Source organism: Microbacterium amylolyticum (assembly GCF_011046975.1).
GTDB lineage: Bacteria > Actinomycetota > Actinomycetes > Actinomycetales > Microbacteriaceae > Microbacterium > Microbacterium amylolyticum.
The window spans coordinates 2406358-2426293 of the sequence record NZ_CP049253.1 but is presented as its reverse complement, the minus strand read 5'-3'; the positions used below and the strand labels follow the sequence as shown (position 1 = coordinate 2426293).

Sequence of the window (19936 nt, the reverse complement as noted above, 5' to 3'; positions counted from 1 at the left end):
AAGGTCATCTCCAATCACTCGTTTGGAGATTTCGATGAGACCGTTGCCCCTTCTTCCGCGCATCATCGTGACCGGGTACGCGATCTTTCCGCTGATCGCCACCGCACAGTACGCCCTGTCACCGTTGATCTCGGCATGGCCGCGGCTTGTGCAGACACTCGTCATGGTGACGATCGTCGTCCCCATCGCGGTGATCTGTGTCGTGCCGGTGATGTCCGCCGCCTACCGGAAGGTCTTCGCACAGGCCGCAGACTAACCCACGCCGAGCACATGTGCTCGGCTCACACGCAGCGAGCCCCCCTCGCGACGGGACGTGATCCCGAGACGAGAGGGGCTCGCTGCAAACGAGGTGCCGCGCTAGTCGCGAATGCGCGCGCCGAAGCGCTGCTCCGTCACCGCAACACCGGCCAGCTTCGCTTCGGTCGCCTCGGCAGCCGTCAGCGTTCGATCCGCCGCACGGAAACGCAGCGCGAAGGTCAACGACTTCTGGCCCTCATCAATACCCTGACCGCGGTAGTCATCCACAAGGGACACGCGCTCAAGCAAGTCGCCCGCCCCCTGCGTCAATGCATCCCGCACCGCGGCGGCAGGAACGTCGGCCCCGAGAACGAGCGAAACGTCCTGCGTTGCGGCAGGGAACGTCGACAGCGAAGACACGGTGACCCTCTCGCCCGCAAGGGCGATAACGCGATCGAGATCGAGCTCGGCAACCGTCACGCGCCCCATCAGATCGGCGTCCTTCGCCACCTGCGGCAGGAGCTCGCCAACGTAGCCGACCTCTTCGCCCCGGACCGTCAGAACTCCCGTTCGCCCGGGGTGAAGCGCTGCGCGCTCTCCCTGCGAGACGGAGATATCAACGCCGGCAGCGGACGCAATCGTTCGCACGGCGTCGATCGCGACCGAGAGACCTGCCGGCTCGGCAGCGTGACCGGGCTGCTTACCGGAAACGTCGCCGGCGAACAGCAGAGCCACGTGACGCGGCTGCGGAGGAATCGACGCGAGGATCTGTGCGAGAACCTCGTCTGAGGGCTTCTCAGCGCGTGCGGCGTTGAAGCTTGTTCCGTACGTCACCCCCGGCTCGGGCAGAAAAACGTTGCCGATCTCGAACAGCGACAGATCGGTTGTTCCGCGCGAAAGGTTGCGGTGCGCCACGTGCAGAAGTCCGGGAATCAGCGATCGACGCAGATAGGGCCGGGTCTGATCAAGCGCGTTCTGCAGTCGGACGCTGGGCAACACCTCACCCGACGCCGAACCGTGCAGGGCGTTCTCTTCATCCTTGACGAAGGGGAAAGCCTGAACCTCGACGAGGCCGGCCGCCGCAAGAGAGTTCGCCACCGTTCGACGCGCCTGCTGCTCACGGGTATATCCACGGCCCGAGGGGGCAATCGGCAGAATCGACGGAACCTTGTCGAGGCCGTCGACCCGCGCAACTTCCTCCGCGAGCGACCACTTGTCCTCAATATCAGGGCGCCAGGAGGGAGCCGAAACGGCGAATCCGCCCTCGGATGTCTCCACACGGCAGCCGATCGCCTCGAGAATCTCGCGAATGCGCTCCGGCGCATAGTCAACCCCGATGAGGCCGGCGACAAAACCGTCTGGCAGGTGAATGGTGCGCGCGGAAAAGGAATCGTCCAGCGACGCGCCCTGCTCGCCCGCTGTTCCTCCCGCCAGATCGACCATGAGATCGACAACGCGCTGCGCGGCGGCACGAGCGACGAGCGGGTCAACGCCGCGCTCGAATCGCTTGGACGCCTCGCTGGGAAGCTTGTGCCGGCGAGCCGTTCGCGCAATCGACACGGATTCGAAGGTGGCAGCCTCGACGACAACATTCGTCGTTTCGCCGCTCAGCTCGGTCGTCTCCCCACCCATGACACCGGCAAGTCCGATCGGACCGGACTCGTCGGTGATGAGAAGATCCTCGTCCGACAACACGCGCTGCGTGCCATCGAGCGTTGTGAGCTTTTCGCCCTCAGCGGCACGACGCACCGTGATCCCCCCTGTGAGGCGGTCGGCGTCGTAGCCATGGATGGGGTTGCCGAGCTCGAGCATCACGTAGTTGGTGATGTCGACGAGCAGCCCGAGCGAGCGAAGGCCGGCCAGCTGAAGGCGTGCGCGCATCCACGTGGGCGTGGGACGCGTCGGGTCGACTCCCGTCACGGTACGCAGAACGAACTGCTTCACGCCCTGTTCACCGCGGATCGGGTTGTCGTCGCGCACAGTGAGGGGGAAGCCATCGCCCGCCGCGATCTCTGATGCTGGGCGATCGGCGGGATCCGAGAACGCCGCGCCGGTTGCGAGAGCGTACTCCCTGGCGATACCGCGGATCGACAGCGCGTAGCCACGATCGGGCGTGACGTTCACGTCGACCGCGACATCGTCGAGGCCCAGAAGAGCGATCGCATCGGATCCGACCTCGGGGTCAAGCCCCCACTCGGACAATCGGATGATCCCGTCGGCGTCGTCGGTCAGACCCAGCTCGCCCGCGGCGGCGATCATCCCGTCCGAGGTGTGACCATACGTCTTGCGGGCGGCGATCGGGAACGGCCCTGGAAGAACCGCGCCGGGAAGCGTCACGACGACCTTGTCACCGGGGTGGAAGTTCTGCGCGCCACAGACGACGCCGCGAACGCCACCGTGTGCTTCGCCGACGTCCACCTGGCACCAGCGGATGTTCTTGCCGTTCTTCTGCGGCTCAACATCGAAAGACACCACCTGGCCGACGACGACGGGACCCGTCACATCGAAGCCAATGGCCTCTTCTTCTTCGAAGCCAACAGAGACAAGCGTTTCGAAGACATCGTCAGCCGTTGCCTCGCCGGGAACCGCGACATACTCACGCAGCCACGAAAGCGGAATACGCATCAGACCACCATCCCGAACTGCTCGCTGAAGCGCACATCGCCCTCGGCCATGTCGCGCATATCCTGCACATCGCTACGGAACATCAGCGCCCGCTCAATACCGATTCCAAAGGCAAAGCCGCTGTATTCCTCAGGGTCGATTCCGGCCGCGCGCAGCACGTTGGGGTTGACCATGCCGCAGCCACCCCACTCGATCCAGCGGGCGCCCCCCTTGAATGTCGGGTGCCACAGATCGAACTCGGCGGACGGTTCGGTGAAAGGGAAGTGATTGGTGCGCAGACGCGTCTTCGCCTCGGAACCGAACAGCTGCTGCGCGAGGTGATCCAGCGTGCCTTTGAGGTGCGCCATCGTGATGCCCTTGTCGATCACGAGGCCCTCGGCCTGCGTGAAAACGGGAAGGTGCGTCGCATCGAACTCGTCCGTGCGCGCAACCTTGCCGGGTGAAAGAACGTAGATGGGGACGTCGCGCTCGAGCATCGCGCGCATCTGCACAGGGCTGGTCTGCGTGCGCAGGACGAGGTGACGTTCGGCGGGCTCGACGAAGAATGTGTCCTGCATCTGGCGCGCAGGGTGGTCTTCGTCGAGATTCAGGGAGTCGAAGTTGAACCACTCGTGTTCGAGCTCGGGCCCCTCGACGATCTCCCACCCCATCCCAACGAAGATGTCGGTGATGCGCTCCTGCATCAGCCCCATCGGGTGGCGTGCGCCCTGGCGTGTGCGTGAGGCGACAGCCGTGATGTCGATGCGCTCGGCCTCGAGAGCAGCGGCGACCTCGGCGGCGGCCAGCTCCTGCTCGCGCGCCGCAAACGCCTGGTTGACGCGGCCACGAGCGGCGCCAACAAGCTTGCCGAACTCGGCCTTGTTCTCCTTGGGCACATGGCGCATCTGGGCGTTGAACGTGGCCAGCGCGCTTCCGTCGCCCTGATGGGCGGCACGCGCGGCTTTCAGCGCCGGGGTATCGGAGGCGGCACCGGCCGCAGCGAGCGCTTCGGCGACGGCGGCCTCCACCCCCTCGGGAGTGATCACAGGAACGTCAGACACGAGGCACGAGTCTACCGGGCGCGGATGACAGCTCCTTGCGGCCGCCGGTCCGGCACCGCTGCTCGCGTCAGCGGGCCTTCGGCGCGTGAAGCGCGACGCCCTCGTACGTCCAGTTGCGGTCGTTCTTGCGGATCCCGTCGGCCTCGGCGGCGTTGGCCGTGAAGAAGTGCTTGCGGAACTTATCGCTCCAGAAGCGATACACGGGAACGGTGTCTTTTGACCCGGCCGGCGCGGAGCAGAAGGCAATTCCCTCGTACGACCAGTTCTTATCCCCCGCGCGAATGTCGGACGCCTCAGCCGAGTTCGTTGTGAAGAAGTGCGATGCGAATGTGGACGACCAGAACCGGTGAACGGGCACCGTTCCCGACCGGCACGAGCCGCTCGAAACGGGCCAGACGCGGAAGTCGGTGCCCTGATACGTCCAGTTCGGGTCGGATTCCCTCAGCGTCTTCGCCTCGGCCGCGTTGACCGTGTAGAAGTGTGCGTTGTCGAACTTCGGGCTCCAGAAACGGTGAACGGACTGGCTATCGGCGGGATTGGGGCTTGCCGGGGTTTTGCCTGTTCCGCCTCCCGTCGGACCGAACCAGTCGGTGTAGTAGTTGTAGAAGTTCCGGTTGCCATACGACGCACACGGGTCGTTCGCCGCGCCGTATCCGGCTGCCAGCGAGGCCCGGTTGGGCTGGTACGGCGTGTAGTAGTACAGGGCAGCCGTTGCGTCATTCGCAATGTGCACCGGCCCGGATCCGCAGGAGCGATTGGGGTGCCACAACACCTGCGTTGTTTTGCCCACGGGATACCAGTTGAACGAGGGGTCCTTTGTGTAGCGCTGCAGCTGGTAGGCCGCCATGTACACCTGGTTCTGGAACCCGAAATACGAGGGGTCGCACGCCGCGTCGTCTGGGCACGCGAAGCCCATCGCGATGTCGTAGCGCCAATCGCTCGGCCAGGTGTGGGTGACGAGGCCCTGCTCCTTCTGGAGCATGACAATCAGCACTTTCTCGCTGACGCCACACGCACGAGACACCTTCGAAATGATCGTCGCCGCCGACTCCCGTGTGGCCCCCGAATAGGTGCCGCTGCAGTACGCGTTCGCCTTTTTCGTCACAGTCTTTTGGGTGAAGTCCTTCAGACACGTGTACTTCGGGTCGCAGCGGGAAACCTTCCCGTTGAAAAAACGCTGGATCTCCTGCGCCGACATCGTTCCCGATGTGTACATCTTCGCGTTACTGATGATGTTTCCCGCGGAGAAGCCAGCGAGTGACATCGCCCCATACCCGTCCACCTGCTCGGCGTATCCGCCGGGATCGGCCTCGTGCTGCGTCGTTGACCCGATGTATGCGCCGTCTTCCGGCGTCGGAATCTCCGCTGCGTCCAGAGAAACGACGTCGCTCTCCGCGGTTTCCGCGATCGCCGACGACGGCACGAGGGCCGCTGCCAGCACGCCGATCAAGGCGAGGAGAACAACGCCTCGACGCGTGCGAACGGAGTGCTGCGTGATCGTCTGAGGGCGCATGAAGCCAGTCTGTCAGAACCGGAACCGGCACCACTAAAGCGAAGCGCGCGGGTCCTGCTTCGCGATCACCGATGTCACGGTCGCGCCCTCGTGCGCTCGCGGGTTGGCCGCGGCCACGACGCCACGCACCTTGGGCGAGCTTCGCATCTGCTTCTCAACGCGGAAAGCGACATACGACAGCAGGATGCACAGCCCGATGTAGATCGTGCCGATGACGAGAGTGGTCGGGATGATCGGCGAACCGAAGTTCATGTTCGAGCCCAGCTGGCGACCGATGTAAAGCAACTCGGGGTACGTGATGATGAACCCGAGGGCCGTGTCCTTCAGGCACACAACAAGCTGAGCGATGATCACGGGCATCATCGCTCTGACCGCCTGCGGCATCAGGATGAACGTCATCACGCCGCTCTTGCGCAGGCCGATGGCATACCCCGCTTCGCTCTGCCCCGTTGGCAGCGAAACGATTCCGGCGCGGATCGCCTCGGCGATCACCGAACCGTTGTAGGCGATCAGCGCGATCACCACGGCCCAGTACGGCGTCATGGCAACGCCGATCACGGGCAGCCCGTAGTACAGAAGCATCATGCCGATCAGCACCGGAACGGCTCGCATGACCTCGGTGACCGCACCGGAGGGATAGCGCACAGTGCCGTGATGCGACAAACGCCCGACCGCGAGCGCGAAGCCCAGCACGAGCGATCCCACCGCTGCAACGGCAAAAGCGGACAGTGTCGCGCCGAGACCGCGCAGGATGCTCATCCACACGGTCGTGTATGTAAACAGCTCCCAGCGCCGCGATGCGAACTGGCCGGTTACCGTGAACCGCCAGATCACAAAGCCGAGAATGCCGAGCACAACCAGTACCGTCACGACGCCGATGATGCGGTTGCGAATAATGGCCCTGGGACCGGGCAGGTCATAGAGGACGGAAGTCATCGGGTCACCTTCAGACGTCGTTCCAGCACGTTCTGCAACCAGGAGAGGCCCATCACGAGGACTACGAAGATCGCCATCACCCACAGCAGAACTGCGAGCGAGCTCTCGCCGCGCTCGGACAGGTAGGCGCGGATCGATCCGAGGTTGAGCACCGAGAATCCGGCCGCAACCGTTGTGTTCTTGAGGAGCGCGATGAACACACTCATCATGGGAGGAATCACCGATCGTCCCGCCTGCGGAAGCACGACCTGCGTCATCACCTGACCGAACGTGAGACCGATGGCACGAGCGGCCTCCGCCTGACCGACCGGCACCGTGTTGATACCGGAGCGCACAACCTCGGCAACATAGGTGGCCGTGTACAGCCCCAGCGCCCAGATCGCGAGGACCTGGTAATCAACGCGGCCGGGAAACAGGAGCGGAAACCCAAAGGCGAAGAAGAAAAACACGAGCGTGAGGGGCGTATTGCGGACGAAGTTGACGTACACCGCCCCCACGGCGCGGGCAATCGGCACGGGGGAAACGCGCATTGCGCCGACGACAAACCCCAGGACGAGAGCAATGCCGCCTCCTGCGAGGAACAGCACGACCGTCCCCCACAACGCGTCGCCCCAGAGTCCGAGGTTATTGGTGATGGTTCCCACCGAGATCGCTCCTTGAGAGGTGTCGTCGGGCGGGGCACTCACGCCCCGCCCGACGACGACTGACGAACCTGACCGGTTTACTCCACCGCGTCGACGGTGGGCTGAACGCCATCAACGCCCGAGGCGCCGAGGTTGTGGTCGAAGATCTCCTGCCACGTTGCGCCGCCGTCGGTGAGAACCTCGTTGAGGTACTCGTTCAGGACAACGTCGTTGTTGGGCAGGCCGATTCCGTAGCGCTCCTCGCTGAAGGGCTCGCCGACAACCTTGAACGAATCGGGCTCAACTGCCGCGTAGCCGATGAGAATCGCCTCGTCAGTTGTGACGGCGTCAACCTGTCCGGTGCGCAGCGCCTCGATGCACTCGGAGTACGTCCCGAACTCACGCGTCTCGGCGTCGTAGTTGTCCTTGATGTTCTGAATCGGCGTCGAGCCGGTGGCCGAACACACGACAACATCGCTTGTGAGATCGGCGTCGGAGGTGATCGTGTCGTTGTCCGCGGCAACGAGCAGGCCCTGGCCGGTGAGGAAATAGGGGCCGGCGAAGTTGATCTGCTCGGCGCGCGACTCGGTCATCGAGTACGTGCCAACGTACAGGTCGACGTCCGAGTTCATGATCGCCTGCTCACGGTTGGCGGACTCGATCTCGGACCAGTTGATGTCCTCATCGGCGAAGCCCAGCGACGCTGCCATCCAACGGGCGATGTCGATGTCGAAGCCCGAGCGCTCGTTTGTCGTGGGATCGAGGTATCCGAGGCCGGGCTGGTCGGCCTTGACTCCGATGTTGATCGTGCCGCGGCTGGTGAGCGCATCGAACGTGGGGCTTCCGTCGAGCTCCGGCGAGGCGACGTCGAAGCTGACACCGCCAGCTGCGCCATCTTCCATGTCTCCGGGCTCGGCGCCCGGGGTTCCGCTGTTGCAGGCTGTCAGAGCGAAAAGAGCGGATGCGGCGATTCCCGCCACCGCGATGTTCCGAAACTTGCGCATGGTGTCCTCCTGGTAGTTGGTCGCGTCGCCACACGGGGCACGACGCGGGTAGAGAGCTGAATCAGTGCGTAATGAGTTTGGAGAGGAAGTCCTTGGCGCGCGAGGACTGAGGATTGGTGAAGAACTGGTCGGGAGTGGCTTCTTCCACGATCTCGCCCTCGGACATGAACACGACGCGGTCGGCGGCCTTGCGGGCAAACCCCATTTCGTGTGTCACGACGACCATCGTCATGCCTTCCTTCGCGAGCCCGACCATCACGTCCAGAACCTCGTTGATCATCTCGGGGTCGAGGGCACTGGTCGGCTCGTCGAAGAGCATCACCTTGGGGCGCATAGCCAGCGCACGGGCGATCGCCACGCGCTGCTGCTGCCCGCCGGAGAGCTGTGCCGGCAGTTTGTTCGCCTGCTTGTCGACGCCCACACGATCGAGAAGCACGTGAGCTTCGCTCTCGGCCTGGGCCTTCTTCAGCCCGCGCACCTTGATCGGCCCGAGAGTGATGTTCTCGAGGATCGTGAGATGGCTGAACAGGTTGAACGACTGGAACACCATGCCGACATCGGCGCGGAGGTTCGCGAGCCCCTTGCCCTCTTCCGGGAGCTTCTTCCCGTCGATCGAAATCGATCCGCTAGTAATCGTCTCCAGACGATTGATGGTGCGGCACAGCGTGGACTTCCCGGAACCGGAGGGTCCGATAACGACGACAACCTCTCCCCTGTTCACGGTGAGATTGATGTCTTTCAGTGCGTGAAAGTCCCCATAGTGCTTCTGGACGTCTTCAACGACGACGAGTGGCTCTGCCATGGAGCACACACTATGTGCCGGGCACCGCCCTGACCACGCGGTTTACCGAGTCGTAACACAACGTGTCGCGCGCATACCGCCCGTGCGCCGGAAAACCGTCAGGCAGTTCGTTGCGCGAAGGCGCTCTCGTACAGGCACACGCTCGCTGCCGTCGCCAGGTTGAGAGACTCGGCCTTGCCGTAGATCGGCAACTTGAGCGCGCCGTCACACAGGCCCAGTGCGTCGTCCGTCAATCCCCGCGCTTCATTTCCGAACACCCATGCTGTCGGCTTCGCCAGCGCATCGGACGCGCGCGCCCCGAGAAGGTCATCGCCCTTCACATCCGCCGCAAGAACCTGCAGACCGGCTCCGCGCGAGCGGGCAACAACATCTGCAAGGTCGCCATCCACGGCGAACGGGAGGTGGAACAGCGAGCCAGTGGTCGAACGCACCACCTTGGGGTTGAACGGATCAACCGTCCGCCCCGTGAGGATCACGGCGTCAGCCCCCGCTGCATCCGCAGCACGAAGGATGGTGCCAAGGTTTCCGGGGTCACGTACCTCTTCGCAGATCACGATCAGGCGCGGCTGGTCCCCGTCCGAGGGGAAGATGTCCTTCACAGCCGTCGGATTCTGGCGGGCAACAGCCACGAAACCCTGGGGCGTGACGGTGTCCGCCATCGACGCGAGGACCTCTTCTGTTGCGTATTCCCACCCGAGATCAGGGTTGTGCACCTGAGCGTCATCGATCAACGTGCGGATGCCGGGGTGACGTTCCATACCCGTCGGGGTGACGAAGAGTTCCTCAACGAGGTCCGGACGGTAGGTGAGCGCCTCGCGGACCGCCTGGGGCCCCTCCAGCAGAAAACGGCCGGTATCGCGACGCTCGTTTCGCTGTGACAGCTTGCGGACGTTGCGGATACGGGGGGCGCGGGGGTTTTCGAGCACGGACAAAAGTCTACGGACCCGACCTCAACAACTCCCTGGCACGCAAAAGGGGCACCCCTCGCGGGGTGCCCCTTTTGACGAAGAGCTTCTTACGCTGCCTTGGGCGCGTTGACGTCGCCGGGCAGAGCGCCCTTTGCGACCTCGACGAGCGTGGCGAACGTCGCGGGCTCGTTAACGGCCAGCTCAGCGAGCATGCGGCGGTCAACCTCAACGCCAGCCAGGTTCAGGCCCTGGATGAAGCGGTTGTAGGTAAGGCCGTTGGCGCGGGAACCAGCGTTGATGCGCTGGATCCACAGACGGCGGAAGTCGCCCTTGCGCTTACGACGGTCCCGGTATGCGTAAACGAGGGAGTGGGTGACCTGCTCCTTCGCCTTGCGGTAGAGACGCGAACGCTGACCGCGGTAACCCGAGGCGCGCTCGAGGATAACCCGACGCTTCTTGTGCGCGTTTACTGCGCGCTTGACACGTGCCATGAGATGTGTTCCTTACGAGTAACGAGTAACGAGCCGGTCAGATCAGCGGCCGAGGAGCTTCTTGACGGTCTTGACGTCGTTGCCCGAGACGATCTGATCCTGGTTCAGACGACGGGTACGACGGCTCGACTTGTGCTCAAGGTTGTGGCGCATACCAGCCTGCTGCTTCTTGAGCTTGCCGCTACCGGTGATCTTGAAGCGCTTCTTGGCACCCGAGTGGGTCTTCTGCTTCGGCATTCTTCGTGACTTTCCTTGACGTGTGCGCCTTAACGGCGACGTGGGGGCTGCCCGCCCGCGAGGCGGGAAGACTTCTGTGTGGGTCAGTCCTGATCGTCGGACTGCTGACGGGCCTGCTTCGCCTCGCGGGTGGCCTGGCGGCTCGCCGCGCGCTGCGCATTTTGCTCGGCCTTCGCCTCGGACTTGTTCTTGGCCGGCGCGATGATCATGACCATGTTGCGCCCGTCAATCGTCGGGCGAGACTCGACCGACCCCAGCTCAGAGACCTCTTCTGCGAACTTCATCAACAGGCGAACACCCATTTCCGGGCGCTGCTGCTCGCGGCCGCGGAACAGGATCATGGCTTTGACCTTGTCGCCAGCCTTGAGGAAGCCCTCAGCACGCTTACGCTTTGTCTCGTAATCGTGCTCGTCGATCTTCAGCCGGAAACGAACCTCTTTGAGGACCGTGTTCGCCTGATTACGACGGGCTTCCTTCGCCTTCTGAGCGGCTTCGTACTTGAACTTCCCGTAGTCCATGATCTTGGCTACGGGAGGACGCGACTCAGGCGCCACCTCGACGAGGTCGAGGTCGGCCTCCTGCGCAAGGCGAAGTGCTACCTCGCTGCGGACGACGCCGATCTGTTCGCCCCCCGGGCCGATGAGACGGACCTCGGGAACACGAATTCGCTCGTTGATGCGGGGATCGCTGATGCGGACTCCTAGGGTGCGATGTCGAGTAAGCCACCGCGGTGCGTTGGTCGCGCCACGGGCGGGAGAAAATCAGCATCCACCCGTGCAGCGCGCTCACTTGCGTGCGCACACAGTCCACCCAGAGAGCAAGGCCGAAGCCTTGCGCCAACTCTCCTCGCGGAGAGCGGAGTGTCACGTGACCCGGTAGCCTTAAGCGGCAAGCGCGGGTGGGATGAAGATCCTCTTTCGTCCGAAAAACATTTCGGAGCCCGCTAGAGACTAGCAGAAGGCAGTTCATGAGCACCACCTCGGGCGACCACGCCAGCCATTCTCACAGCTTCGATGCGGATCGGGTCGCCGAATGGGACGAGAGGGAGGCGTCGGCGGACTCCGCTGGCGCGGCACGCGACATTGCCGATGTGCCGGCCGTCGAGGTTCTCTCGACCGCATGTATCCACCTGATGAGCGCGGCGGCCGTCAAGCTCGGCCTCGGCGATGAAGAGGGGGCAGAGAGCTTCACCGACCTCGACGAGGCGCGCAAGCTGATCAACGCCCTGGCCGGCCTCGTTACCGCTGCCGCCCCGGAAATCAGCGACTCGCATGCACGTCCGATCCGCGACGGGCTACGCACCCTCCAGCTGCGCTTCCGGGAGATCTCGCTGATCCCCGACCCGCACGGGCAGGGACCCGGCGAAAAGTTCACCGGCCCCGTGAGCTAGGCACCTCAGACACAACGCGTGCGGCGCATGTCTTCTGAAGACATGCGCCGCACGCGTAAACGAGCGTCAGTCTTCGCTGGCTGCGAGCGTGACCTGCATGCTGTCGACGAGAACCGCAATGCGATCGTCGTTCGCCCAACGCTGGGCAAGGCGCTGAAGAACCGTGTCGAGTTCCGCGCGATCGAGCCCCTGCATCAAAGAAAGCACCACCCTGACCTCGGGTCCACGCAGGCGAGCTTCGGGGTCGCCCGGCAGCACGCGAAGATCATGAACCGCGAGCTCCTGCCCGATCGACGCATGGAACGCCGACACCACTTCGGGGTTGCCCCACGGTGGCATCCACGGCTGGGACTGGGCGATCGCCCACACCGCCGGCCGACGAACGACATACTCGGTTGCGCTGGTGGGGTCAATGACAACGAGGTCCGTTTCGTCCCCCGCGGCGGCAAGAGCCGCGCGCGTGCCCGCAACCGGAATCGGGCGAGCAAGCGGGTTCCAGCGACTCATCGTCTCGGTGCAGGTGAAAACCGGAAGAACCGTGCGTCCATCAGGAGCGGCGACCGTGACGATCGACAGCTCCTGTGTTTTGTCCACGGTCAGACCGGTGGGACCGACGCCCTCCTCGCCCTTCTCTGCGACAAGGGGCACGAGGAGGCGCGCCTCACGCAGGGCATCGACGATGCGCTCGTGAGAGCCCGTTCCTGCACGGAACTCGGTGAGTGCCTGCCACAAAACAGGATCAGCCGATCCGTCATCCCCGGCGGCAGGATTCGGTTGAAAGGCGCGCCCCTCCCAGGGCTGCCCCGCCGAGTCGGCGGCGCCCCCCGCGAGGTGCCGCAGATGGTCGGGAGGAGTCGCGCCCGCGGGGTCGTCAGACCCGCGCGACATCCAGAGCCTCGACGAGCGTGAACGCACCCGAGTAGAGGGCCTTGCCAACGATCGCGCCTTCAACGCCCTCGGGAACGAGATCGCGCAGTGCCGCGATGTCGTCAAGATTGGAGATACCGCCCGAAGCAACGATCGGCTTGTCGGTGCGCTCGGTCATCTCCCGCAGCAACTCGAGGTTCGGTCCGCGAAGCGTTCCGTCCTTCGTGACGTCGGTGACGACATAGCGCGCGCACCCTGATCGTTCCAGGCGTTCGAGGACCTCCCAGAGGTCTCCGCCGTCCTTCGTCCAGCCCCGTGCCGCAAGCGTCGTGCCGCGCACGTCCAGGCCGACCGCAATCGCCTCGCCGTACCGTGCGATCACGGCTTCCGTCCAGTCCGGGTTCTCCAGAGCGGCGGTGCCAAGGTTCACCCGCTCGGCGCCGGAAGCGAGAGCCGCCTCCAGGGACGCGTCATCACGGATGCCGCCGGAAATCTCGACGTTGACACCCTTCATGTGCTTGATGACCTTCTTCAGCAGAGCGGTGTTCGCTCCGCGACCGAAGGCGGCATCGAGGTCGACCAGGTGCAGCCATTCGGCTCCCTGGTCCTTCCACTGCTCAGCAGCTTCGACGGGGTCGCCGTAGCTCGTCTCCGATCCAGCCTCGCCCTGGGTCAGGCGAACTGCCTTGCCATCGGCGACGTCAACTGCGGGCAGAAGGGTAAGTCCCTGTGTAGACGCGAAGTCGTTCATTTCTCCTCGACGCCCGCAGGACTCTCCCGCGAGGACGCACGAGTCCCCACGTTAGACCCCCTACCGACAACGATCAAACCGGGCGTCGCCGCATGTCATTCTGGGCCGTGTGGGCGAGCCGTCGGAATCGCTCAGCGTGGCAACGTACCGATCCAATTCCTCAGGAGCTGAATGCCCGCTGCGCCCGACTTTTCGGGGTGGAACTGCGTCGCGCTGAGCGGGCCGTTCTCCACTGCGGCGATGAAAGGAACACCGTGTGTCGACCACGTCACCGCGGGCTGCGGGAACGGCGGGATGACGTCGAGCGTCCACTTCTGCGCCGCGTTGGAGTGCACAAAGTAGAAACGTTCGTCAGAAAGGCCGTCGAAGAGTCGTGAGCCTTCGCCCGCCTGCACGCGGCTCCACCCCATGTGCGGAACAACGGGCGCGTCCAAAGCCGTGACCTCGCCCGGCCACTCCCCCAGGCCCTCGGTATCAATGCCACGCTCGATGCCACGCTCGAACATGATCTGCATCCCGACACAAATGCCCATCACGGGCATTCCTCCGGCGAGACGTCGTTCGATGATCTCTCCGCCGCGGATCGCCGTCAGTTGTTCCATGACGGCGCTGAAGGCGCCAACTCCGGGAACCAGCAGCCCGGCCGCCTCAGCAATCAGCCCGCGGTCGCGCGTGAGCCGAGCATCAGCTCCCGCGGCCTGCAGAGCCTTTACGGCGGAGTGGACGTTGCCCGAACCGTAGTCGAGAACAGCGACGATCGGCGCCGCTACCGTCATCAGAGTGCGCCCTTTGTCGATGGCACGCCAACGACGAGCGGGTCAAGGGCCTTGGCCTGACGGAAGGCACGCGCAACGGCCTTGTACTCCGCCTCGGCGATGTGGTGAGGATCACGCCCGCCCAGAAGAGTGACGTGCATTGTCAGACCCGCGTGGAAGGCCAGGGCCTCGAATGTGTGACGCACCATCGAACCGGTGAAGTGACCGCCGATCAGGTGCATTTCAAAGCCGGCGGGCTCGCCCGTGTGCACGAGAAAGGGGCGACCAGAAATGTCGACGACCGCCTGCGCAAGAGCCTCATCCAGCGGCACAAGGGCGTCGCCGTAGCGCGAGATACCCGTTTTGTCTCCGAGCGCCTCACGAATGGCCTGGCCCAGCACAATCGCCGTGTCCTCCACCGTGTGGTGAACGTCGATGTGGGTGTCGCCCGTTGCCGTGATGCGCAAATCGGTCAGTGAGTGCTTCGCGAATGCCGTGAGCATGTGGTCGAAAAATGGCACGGAGGTGTTGATGGTGCTCTCGCCGGTGCCGTCAAGATTCAGCTCGAGCTCAATCGAGGACTCGCTCGTTGTGCGCGTCCGGCTCGCAGTGCGTGCAGTCGTCATATCAGTTCTCCTCAGCCGTTATGTCGCGAAGCGCGTCCAGGAATGCGGTCGTTTCTGCCTCTGTTCCTGCTGATACACGGAGGTGTCCAGGAATTCCGACATCGCGCACGAGAACGCCGCGATCGTAGAGCTTCTGCCAGACCGCGCGCGCGTCTGCCACCCCACCAAACAGAACGAAGTTGCTCCCGGTGCGGTACGGGTCGTATCCGAGAGCGGCCACCCCCTCAGAGATGCGGTCGCGCTGCAGAACGATGTCGGCAACCGTGCGAAGCATCTCCTCGCTGTGGCGGAGGGCGGCGAGAGCGGCCGCCTGCGTGACGGCGCTGAGGTGATACGGAAGTCGCACAAGACGAAGCGCGTCGATCACCACGGGATCAGCGGCCAGGTATCCCACGCGCGCACCGGCGAAAGCGAAGGCCTTGCTCATCGTGCGCGAGACGAGCAGGCGCTCCCTGCCGGGAAGAAGCGACAGCGCCGTGCCCGATTCGGCGGGCGCGAACTCGGCGTACGCCTCGTCCACAACAACAATGCCGCGGCTCGCTTCGTAGACCGCTTCAACCACGTCGAGCGACAGGGGCGTTCCCGTTGGATTGTTCGGCGAGCAGAGGAAGACAACGTCGGGGTTCGCCTCCCGCACCTGTCGCGCGGCGTCGGACGGCGACATCTCGAAGCGTTCGCCGCGCGTTCCTGCGATCCACTCAGACCCAACGCCGCGAGCGAGCAACGTGTACATCGAGTAGGTCGGCGTGAACCCCATGGCCGTCCGGCCGGGGCCGCCAAAAGCCTGCAGAACGTGCTGAAGAACTTCGTTCGATCCGTTGGCCGCCCAGATCTGCTCGGCGGTGAGGTCGTGCCCCAGATACCCGGCGAAGGCCTCGCGCAGATCGTAGAACTCGCGATCCGGGTACCGATTCAGGCCGGCAACAACCTCGGCCACCGATCGTGCGATGTCGTCGGCGACGACGGGCGGGACCGGATGCGTGTTCTCGTTGACGTTCAGCGCAATGGCGAGCGGCGCCTGGGGCGCGCCATATGGCGTCTGGCCGCGCAGGTCGTCGCGAAGGGGCAGGTCGTCGAGAGTTACCGTCACACCCCTATCGTAGAGGGATCAGTTGCCGTAGACGGCGGGGAGAAACAGCGTCTGCCCCGCGTGAACGCTCTCTCCGCCGATCTGGTTCAACGCGGTGATCTCGGCGATGACGTCTCGGGGATCTGCCGTGGGATCGATACGCTCGGCGATGGACCACAGCGAGTCGCCGGCGAGCACCGTGACGGACGGGAACGACTCGAGAGACATTCCCTGATCGGCCGATCCTGCGGCGCTGCCGCCCGCGAGAATCGCGAGCGCTGCTCCCGCCGCGATGGGAAGAGACGCGAGAGTGGAAAGAACGACCCGTCCTCGGCGCGTAATGCGCAGCCGCGTGGACGTACCTGCGGATCGTGCTGTGCTGCCTGCCGTCGTCATCGCTCGCCCTTTCGTTGGTGTGTTCCGAATATATCTTCGATTGTTCGACGCTGTCAACGCTTTTTCGAAGATCACTCCGATGGAAACACGACACACTCGAACAAAACTGCCGAATATTCCCGCACTTCCGGTACTTTCGGGGTAACGCATCACCACCTCACCAGGGACCCCTGACATTCGAAGGTCCTTGCCCCGCAAAAGGAGCCGCCGATGAGCGACGACCAGCAGCCAACCCCCCTCCGCGGAAGTCGTCGCCGCAAGAACCTCAGCGAGAAGCAGCTCGCGATCCTCGAGGTGATCCAGCGCTCGATCCAGGTCAACGGTTATCCGCCGAGCATGCGGGAGATCGGTGACGCGGTCGGCCTGAAATCGCTCTCGAGCGTGACGCACCAGCTGGGCCAGCTCGAGCTCAGCGGCTACCTTCGCCGCGATCCCGGCAAGACACGCGCCATGGAGGTCCTCATCGACCTGCCCGGCACCTCCACGGAAAATCCCGCAGACTTCGCCCCCTCGGTCGGCGACGCCGCCCTCGTGCCCCTGGTCGGGAACATTGCCGCCGGCGTTCCAATTACGGCCGAACAGCACATCGAGGAAGTCTTCCCCCTCCCCCGGCAGCTGGTCGGGAACGGCGACCTCTTCATGCTCCGCGTTTCCGGCGAGTCGATGATCGATGCGGCGATCTGCGATGGTGACTGGGTGGTGATCCGCGCGCAAAGCTCAGCGGAGAACGGCGAAATCGTCGCAGCGATGCTCGACGGAGAAGCAACCGTGAAGACGTTCCGGCAGCGCGATGGTCACGTGTGGTTGCTCCCCCGCAACTCCGCGTTCGAACCGATTCTCGGCGATGAAGCCGTGATCCTCGGCCGCGTCGTGGCGGTCATGCGCGCCGTCTGACACGCGTGCGCCTGAATAGCGAAGGGCCGGGATCCGATGTGATCGGATCCCGGCCCTTCGCTATTCAGGCTCGGTTGGCCACGCCGCCGCGCGCCGCGCGCAGCCGAGCACCGGTCAGATCGCTGACCCCTCGCCGAGGCGGTGCCAGGTCCGGTTGTGGTATACCAACGGCCCGCCTTCGTGGTCCGCGTCGCGATTGATCTCTCCTTCGAGCGCGTGGGCGACGATAACCGTCGATCCGCCCGCTTCCATCCGGCCGGTGATCGTCGCACGTGTCCACGCACGAACCCCGCGATACAGAGGTTCGCCCGTGACCAGGCGCGTCCACTGGTCACGATCCGCGAATCTCTCGGCGCCACTTGTTGAGGCGAGCACGGCGATATCGAGGTCGTGGGCATCAAGCAGGTGCACAACAACCGAGTCCGCGGCGACGATCGCCGCAGCTGCCGAGGCCATCGCGGACACCGAGAAGATCATCAGAGGAGGATCAACGCTGATCGAGGAAACGGAGCTTGCGGTGAGGGCAACAGGGCCGTCGGGCCCCTCCGCCGTGATCACTGCAACGCCACTGGGGTGACCACGAAACAGCGCCTTGAAGCCATCCGCATCGATCGGCGTCGCGGAAGAACCGTTCTCGACGCCCTCTGCGCGAGCTGCTGTGATGTTCGTCATCCGGTGTGCTCCGTCCTGCTGCGGAGTCCGCTCACGACAGTTCCGCTCGGACGATCTCTGCGCCCGCGGCGAGCGCGATCATTTTGTCTCGCGCAATGTCTCGCGCAAGAGGTGCCATCCCGCAGTTCGTGCTCGGGAAGAGCTTGTCGGCATCGACGTAGGGGAGAACGCTTCGGAGCGTCGCCGCGACCTCTTCGGGTGTTTCGATGTCGTTGCTCGCGACATCGATCGCACCGACCATGACGTTCTTGCCACGAAGGAGTTCGATGAGCTCGACCGGCACGTGTGAGTGATGCGCCTCGAGCGACACCGTGTCAATCGTTGACTTCTGGAGCAGCGGGAAGGACTCCTCGTACTGGCGCCACTCGGACCCGAGCGTCGCCTTCCAGTCGGTGTTGGCTTTGATGCCGTAGCCGTAACAGATGTGCACGACGGTCTCAGCGTGCAGGCCTTCGGCGGCGCGCTCCAGCGTCTTGACGCCCCACTCGCGGACATCGTCGAAGAAGACGTTGAATGCCGGCTCGTCGAACTGAATAATGTCGACGCCCGCTGCCTCCAGTTCCTTGGCTTCCTGATTCAGAAGCGTCGCGAACTCCCATGCGAGCTTCTCGCGCGAGCCGTAGTACTTGTCAGCGAGCGTGTCGATCATGGTCATCGGGCCGGGAAGCGCCCATTTGATCGGCTTGTCCGTTTGTGCGCGGAGCGCCTTCGCGTCCTCGACGAATACCGACTTCTCGCGGCGCACGGGACCGATCACCGTGGGGACGCTGGCGTCGTAGCGGTCACGGATTCTCACCGTCTCGCGGTTCTCGAAGTCAACGCCCGTGAGGTGCTCAATAAACGTTGTGACGAAGTGTTGACGCGTCTGCTCTCCATCGCTCACGATGTCGAGACCCGCGTGCCGCTGCACGTCGGCCGCGAGGGTGAGGGCGTCCCGCTTCCCCTCGGCGAGCTCGGCGCCGTCGAGGCGCCAGGGCGACCACAGCTTCTCGGGCTCCGAGAGCCAGGCGGGCTTGGGCAGGCTACCGACGATCGTGGTGGGCAAGAGTGTACTCATCGGGAAATCTCCGTGTATCAGATCAGAGGGAGCGGCTGGCGGCCCACTGGGAAAGAAGCTCCCCGTGGGGCTTGATGAAATGCTCCTCGGTGAACTTGCCCTGCGTCACGCCCAACCGGCTGCGCTCCTCACGGTCGTACGTGACATCCGGCACGACGAAGTCGGGGTTGTCGAGCGCGGGTCGGTACACCTCTCCTGCGGGCGACGAGGCGTTGTAAATCTCCGGTCGGTAGATCTTCTGGAACGCCTCCATCGTGCTGATGGTGCCGATCAGAGCGAGGTCTGAGTAGTCACCCGTGAGATCGCCCCGATGGTAAAACGCGAGGGGCGCGGCCGATCCGCGCGGCTGGAAGTAACGCACCTTCAGGCCCATGCGACCGAAGTACAGGTCCGTCAAGGAGTCGGCGTCGTGGTGGTACTCGTGTCCCAGCACCGGGTGCTCGTATCCCGTACGGGTATACGTGCGGCTCGTCGAGACGCTGATGCACACCACGGGCGGCAGGGCGAATCGCGCGCGGTACGCCTCCGACTGGACAAAATGCTCGAACAGCTTTCCGTGGAGCTCACCGAACCCGTCCGGCAAGCCGGGCTGTGATGCCTTGTGCTGCGGCAGAACGACGCTGAAGTCGTAGTCGCGCACATACGACGAGAAGTTGTTTCCCACGATCCCGGGGGTGCGAGCTCCGGTCTGCTTGTCGAGGATCTGCACGTCCAGCATCTCGATCAGCGGGAATCCCGGGCCGCCCTGTTCCTCCTCGAGGTGCAGGTCAGCGGAGACAATGTTGAGCTCAACCACGTAGCGGTCCCCGTTCGGGTTGTCCTCGCCCGCAAGCTCGTTAAACCGGTCGTCGATCATCGCCAGCACGTTTCGGAGATTCTGCTGTCGGTGTTCACCTCGCGCGAGGTTGGCGAAGTTCGTCGTGGCGCGCGAATCCGACGCGGGTGTGTAGTCCTCGTCGAAGCGGGTGGTGCTGATACTGAACGTTAGATCGGCCGTCAAACTCATCCGATTCCTCGTCTCCTTGCCGTGGGCCGCGGGAATG

23 protein-coding genes are annotated in these 19936 nt (G+C 64.2%); 3 read left to right on the top strand and 20 right to left on the bottom strand.

Annotated elements, in window-relative coordinates; all coding sequences use genetic code 11:
* Positions 1–34 precede the first annotated feature (34 nt).
* The gene (locus G6N81_RS11695) at positions 35–256 is read left to right on the top strand and encodes a putative antibiotic biosynthesis monooxygenase (RefSeq protein ID WP_165137215.1); all 222 of its coding nucleotides are present in this window, start codon (positions 35–37) and stop codon (positions 254–256) included.
* Positions 257–357: 101 nt separating this feature from the next.
* Here the strand turns inward: G6N81_RS11695 and pheT are convergent, their stop codons facing one another.
* The 11 genes from pheT to infC all read right to left on the bottom strand — a co-directional run bounded on the left by pheT (position 358) and on the right by infC (position 11108).
* The gene (gene pheT, locus G6N81_RS11690) at positions 358–2862 is read right to left on the bottom strand and encodes a phenylalanine--tRNA ligase subunit beta (RefSeq protein ID WP_165137212.1); all 2505 of its coding nucleotides are present in this window, start codon (positions 2860–2862) and stop codon (positions 358–360) included.
* Positions 2862–3902, bottom strand: coding sequence for a phenylalanine--tRNA ligase subunit alpha (gene pheS / locus G6N81_RS11685; protein ID WP_165137209.1), 1041 nt, complete (start codon positions 3900–3902; stop codon positions 2862–2864). The genes pheT and pheS overlap by 1 nt, the downstream gene beginning before the upstream one ends.
* A gap of 67 nt (positions 3903–3969) precedes the next feature.
* On the bottom strand, positions 3970–5415 hold the full coding sequence (locus G6N81_RS11680) for a hypothetical protein (RefSeq protein ID WP_165137206.1): 1446 nt from the start codon (positions 5413–5415) through the stop codon (positions 3970–3972).
* 33 nt (positions 5416–5448) lie between these two features.
* Positions 5449–6351 carry an amino acid ABC transporter permease gene (locus tag G6N81_RS11675; protein WP_165137203.1) on the bottom strand — a complete coding sequence of 301 codons (903 nt, stop codon included), beginning with the start codon at positions 6349–6351 and terminating at the stop codon, positions 5449–5451.
* A complete protein-coding gene (locus G6N81_RS11670; RefSeq protein ID WP_165137200.1) occupies positions 6348–6995 on the bottom strand; it encodes an amino acid ABC transporter permease in 648 nt (215 codons plus the stop codon). The genes G6N81_RS11675 and G6N81_RS11670 overlap by 4 nt, the downstream gene beginning before the upstream one ends.
* A 77-nt stretch (positions 6996–7072) precedes the next feature.
* Positions 7073–7978 carry a glutamate ABC transporter substrate-binding protein gene (locus tag G6N81_RS11665; protein WP_165137197.1) on the bottom strand — a complete coding sequence of 302 codons (906 nt, stop codon included), beginning with the start codon at positions 7976–7978 and terminating at the stop codon, positions 7073–7075.
* Between the two features lie 61 nt (positions 7979–8039).
* Positions 8040–8780 (bottom strand): amino acid ABC transporter ATP-binding protein, encoded by a 741-nt coding sequence (locus G6N81_RS11660; protein WP_165137194.1) that lies wholly within the window; start codon positions 8778–8780, stop codon positions 8040–8042.
* Between the two features lie 98 nt (positions 8781–8878).
* A complete protein-coding gene (locus G6N81_RS11655; RefSeq protein ID WP_165137191.1) occupies positions 8879–9706 on the bottom strand; it encodes a TrmH family RNA methyltransferase in 828 nt (275 codons plus the stop codon).
* A gap of 89 nt (positions 9707–9795) precedes the next feature.
* On the bottom strand, positions 9796–10179 hold the full coding sequence (rplT, locus tag G6N81_RS11650) for a 50S ribosomal protein L20 (protein ID WP_165137187.1): 384 nt from the start codon (positions 10177–10179) through the stop codon (positions 9796–9798).
* A 42-nt stretch (positions 10180–10221) separates the two neighbouring features.
* Positions 10222–10416, bottom strand: coding sequence for a 50S ribosomal protein L35 (gene rpmI / locus G6N81_RS11645; RefSeq protein WP_165137184.1), 195 nt, complete (start codon positions 10414–10416; stop codon positions 10222–10224).
* An 83-nt stretch (positions 10417–10499) separates the two neighbouring features.
* Entirely contained in the window at positions 10500–11108 is a 609-nt protein-coding gene (infC, locus tag G6N81_RS11640) for a translation initiation factor IF-3 (protein ID WP_165137924.1), read from the bottom strand.
* Positions 11109–11383: 275 nt separating this feature from the next.
* On the opposite strand from infC, the gene G6N81_RS11635 reads away from it, so the two are divergent.
* A complete protein-coding gene (locus tag G6N81_RS11635) occupies positions 11384–11806 on the top strand; it encodes a DUF1844 domain-containing protein (RefSeq protein WP_165137181.1) in 423 nt (140 codons plus the stop codon).
* A gap of 66 nt (positions 11807–11872) precedes the next feature.
* On the opposite strand, the gene G6N81_RS11630 is transcribed toward G6N81_RS11635, so the two are convergent.
* The 6 genes from G6N81_RS11630 to G6N81_RS11605 form a co-directional block, all read right to left on the bottom strand.
* Positions 11873–12694 carry an SseB family protein gene (locus tag G6N81_RS11630; RefSeq protein ID WP_165137178.1) on the bottom strand — a complete coding sequence of 274 codons (822 nt, stop codon included), beginning with the start codon at positions 12692–12694 and terminating at the stop codon, positions 11873–11875.
* Positions 12678–13424 (bottom strand): bifunctional 1-(5-phosphoribosyl)-5-((5-phosphoribosylamino)methylideneamino)imidazole-4-carboxamide isomerase/phosphoribosylanthranilate isomerase PriA, encoded by a 747-nt coding sequence (priA, locus tag G6N81_RS11625; RefSeq protein WP_165137175.1) that lies wholly within the window; start codon positions 13422–13424, stop codon positions 12678–12680. The genes G6N81_RS11630 and priA overlap by 17 nt, the downstream gene beginning before the upstream one ends.
* 131 nt (positions 13425–13555) lie before the next feature.
* Positions 13556–14200, bottom strand: a complete 645-nt coding sequence (gene hisH / locus G6N81_RS11620) for an imidazole glycerol phosphate synthase subunit HisH (protein ID WP_165137172.1) — start codon at positions 14198–14200, stop codon at positions 13556–13558.
* Positions 14200–14805 carry an imidazoleglycerol-phosphate dehydratase HisB gene (gene hisB / locus G6N81_RS11615; RefSeq protein WP_165137169.1) on the bottom strand — a complete coding sequence of 202 codons (606 nt, stop codon included), beginning with the start codon at positions 14803–14805 and terminating at the stop codon, positions 14200–14202. Before hisB ends, hisH begins: the two co-directional genes overlap by 1 nt.
* A gap of 1 nt (position 14806) precedes the next feature.
* Positions 14807–15895: a histidinol-phosphate transaminase gene (locus tag G6N81_RS11610; protein WP_165137166.1), complete on the bottom strand. Its 1089-nt coding sequence runs from the start codon at positions 15893–15895 to the stop codon at positions 14807–14809.
* Positions 15896–15913: 18 nt separating this feature from the next.
* A complete protein-coding gene (locus G6N81_RS11605) occupies positions 15914–16270 on the bottom strand; it encodes a LysM peptidoglycan-binding domain-containing protein (protein WP_165137163.1) in 357 nt (118 codons plus the stop codon).
* 210 nt (positions 16271–16480) lie between these two features.
* On the opposite strand from G6N81_RS11605, the gene lexA reads away from it, so the two are divergent.
* Positions 16481–17164 carry a transcriptional repressor LexA gene (gene lexA, locus G6N81_RS11600; RefSeq protein ID WP_165137160.1) on the top strand — a complete coding sequence of 228 codons (684 nt, stop codon included), beginning with the start codon at positions 16481–16483 and terminating at the stop codon, positions 17162–17164.
* 114 nt (positions 17165–17278) lie between these two features.
* On the opposite strand, the gene G6N81_RS11595 is transcribed toward lexA, so the two are convergent.
* From G6N81_RS11595 to G6N81_RS11585, 3 genes are read right to left on the bottom strand one after another with little or no spacing between them, the layout of a single operon-like run.
* Entirely contained in the window at positions 17279–17836 is a 558-nt protein-coding gene (locus G6N81_RS11595; protein ID WP_165137157.1) for a flavin reductase family protein, read from the bottom strand.
* A gap of 31 nt (positions 17837–17867) precedes the next feature.
* Complete coding sequence (locus tag G6N81_RS11590; RefSeq protein ID WP_165137154.1) at positions 17868–18893, bottom strand: methionine synthase; 1026 nt, start codon at positions 18891–18893, stop codon at positions 17868–17870.
* Between the two features lie 22 nt (positions 18894–18915).
* Positions 18916–19893 (bottom strand): putative oxygenase MesX, encoded by a 978-nt coding sequence (locus G6N81_RS11585; protein WP_165137923.1) that lies wholly within the window; start codon positions 19891–19893, stop codon positions 18916–18918.
* Between the last annotated feature and the right edge of the window lie 43 nt (positions 19894–19936).

Coding starts and splice junctions, on each gene's coding strand:
- G6N81_RS11695 (WP_165137215.1), top strand. CDS start 35: ATGAGACCGTTGCCCCTTCTTCCGCGCATCATCGTGACCGGGTACGCG.
- pheT (WP_165137212.1), bottom strand. CDS start 2,862: ATGCGTATTCCGCTTTCGTGGCTGCGTGAGTATGTCGCGGTTCCCGGC.
- G6N81_RS11680 (WP_165137206.1), bottom strand. CDS start 5,415: ATGCGCCCTCAGACGATCACGCAGCACTCCGTTCGCACGCGTCGAGGC.
- G6N81_RS11675 (WP_165137203.1), bottom strand. CDS start 6,351: ATGACTTCCGTCCTCTATGACCTGCCCGGTCCCAGGGCCATTATTCGC.
- G6N81_RS11665 (WP_165137197.1), bottom strand. CDS start 7,978: ATGCGCAAGTTTCGGAACATCGCGGTGGCGGGAATCGCCGCATCCGCT.
- G6N81_RS11660 (WP_165137194.1), bottom strand. CDS start 8,780: ATGGCAGAGCCACTCGTCGTCGTTGAAGACGTCCAGAAGCACTATGGG.
- rplT (WP_165137187.1), bottom strand. CDS start 10,179: ATGGCACGTGTCAAGCGCGCAGTAAACGCGCACAAGAAGCGTCGGGTT.
- rpmI (WP_165137184.1), bottom strand. CDS start 10,416: ATGCCGAAGCAGAAGACCCACTCGGGTGCCAAGAAGCGCTTCAAGATC.
- G6N81_RS11635 (WP_165137181.1), top strand. CDS start 11,384: ATGAGCACCACCTCGGGCGACCACGCCAGCCATTCTCACAGCTTCGAT.
- G6N81_RS11630 (WP_165137178.1), bottom strand. CDS start 12,694: ATGTCGCGCGGGTCTGACGACCCCGCGGGCGCGACTCCTCCCGACCAT.
- priA (WP_165137175.1), bottom strand. CDS start 13,424: ATGAACGACTTCGCGTCTACACAGGGACTTACCCTTCTGCCCGCAGTT.
- hisH (WP_165137172.1), bottom strand. CDS start 14,200: ATGACGGTAGCGGCGCCGATCGTCGCTGTTCTCGACTACGGTTCGGGC.
- hisB (WP_165137169.1), bottom strand. CDS start 14,805: ATGACGACTGCACGCACTGCGAGCCGGACGCGCACAACGAGCGAGTCC.
- G6N81_RS11605 (WP_165137163.1), bottom strand. CDS start 16,270: ATGACGACGGCAGGCAGCACAGCACGATCCGCAGGTACGTCCACGCGG.
- lexA (WP_165137160.1), top strand. CDS start 16,481: ATGAGCGACGACCAGCAGCCAACCCCCCTCCGCGGAAGTCGTCGCCGC.
- G6N81_RS11595 (WP_165137157.1), bottom strand. CDS start 17,836: ATGACGAACATCACAGCAGCTCGCGCAGAGGGCGTCGAGAACGGTTCT.
- G6N81_RS11590 (WP_165137154.1), bottom strand. CDS start 18,893: ATGAGTACACTCTTGCCCACCACGATCGTCGGTAGCCTGCCCAAGCCC.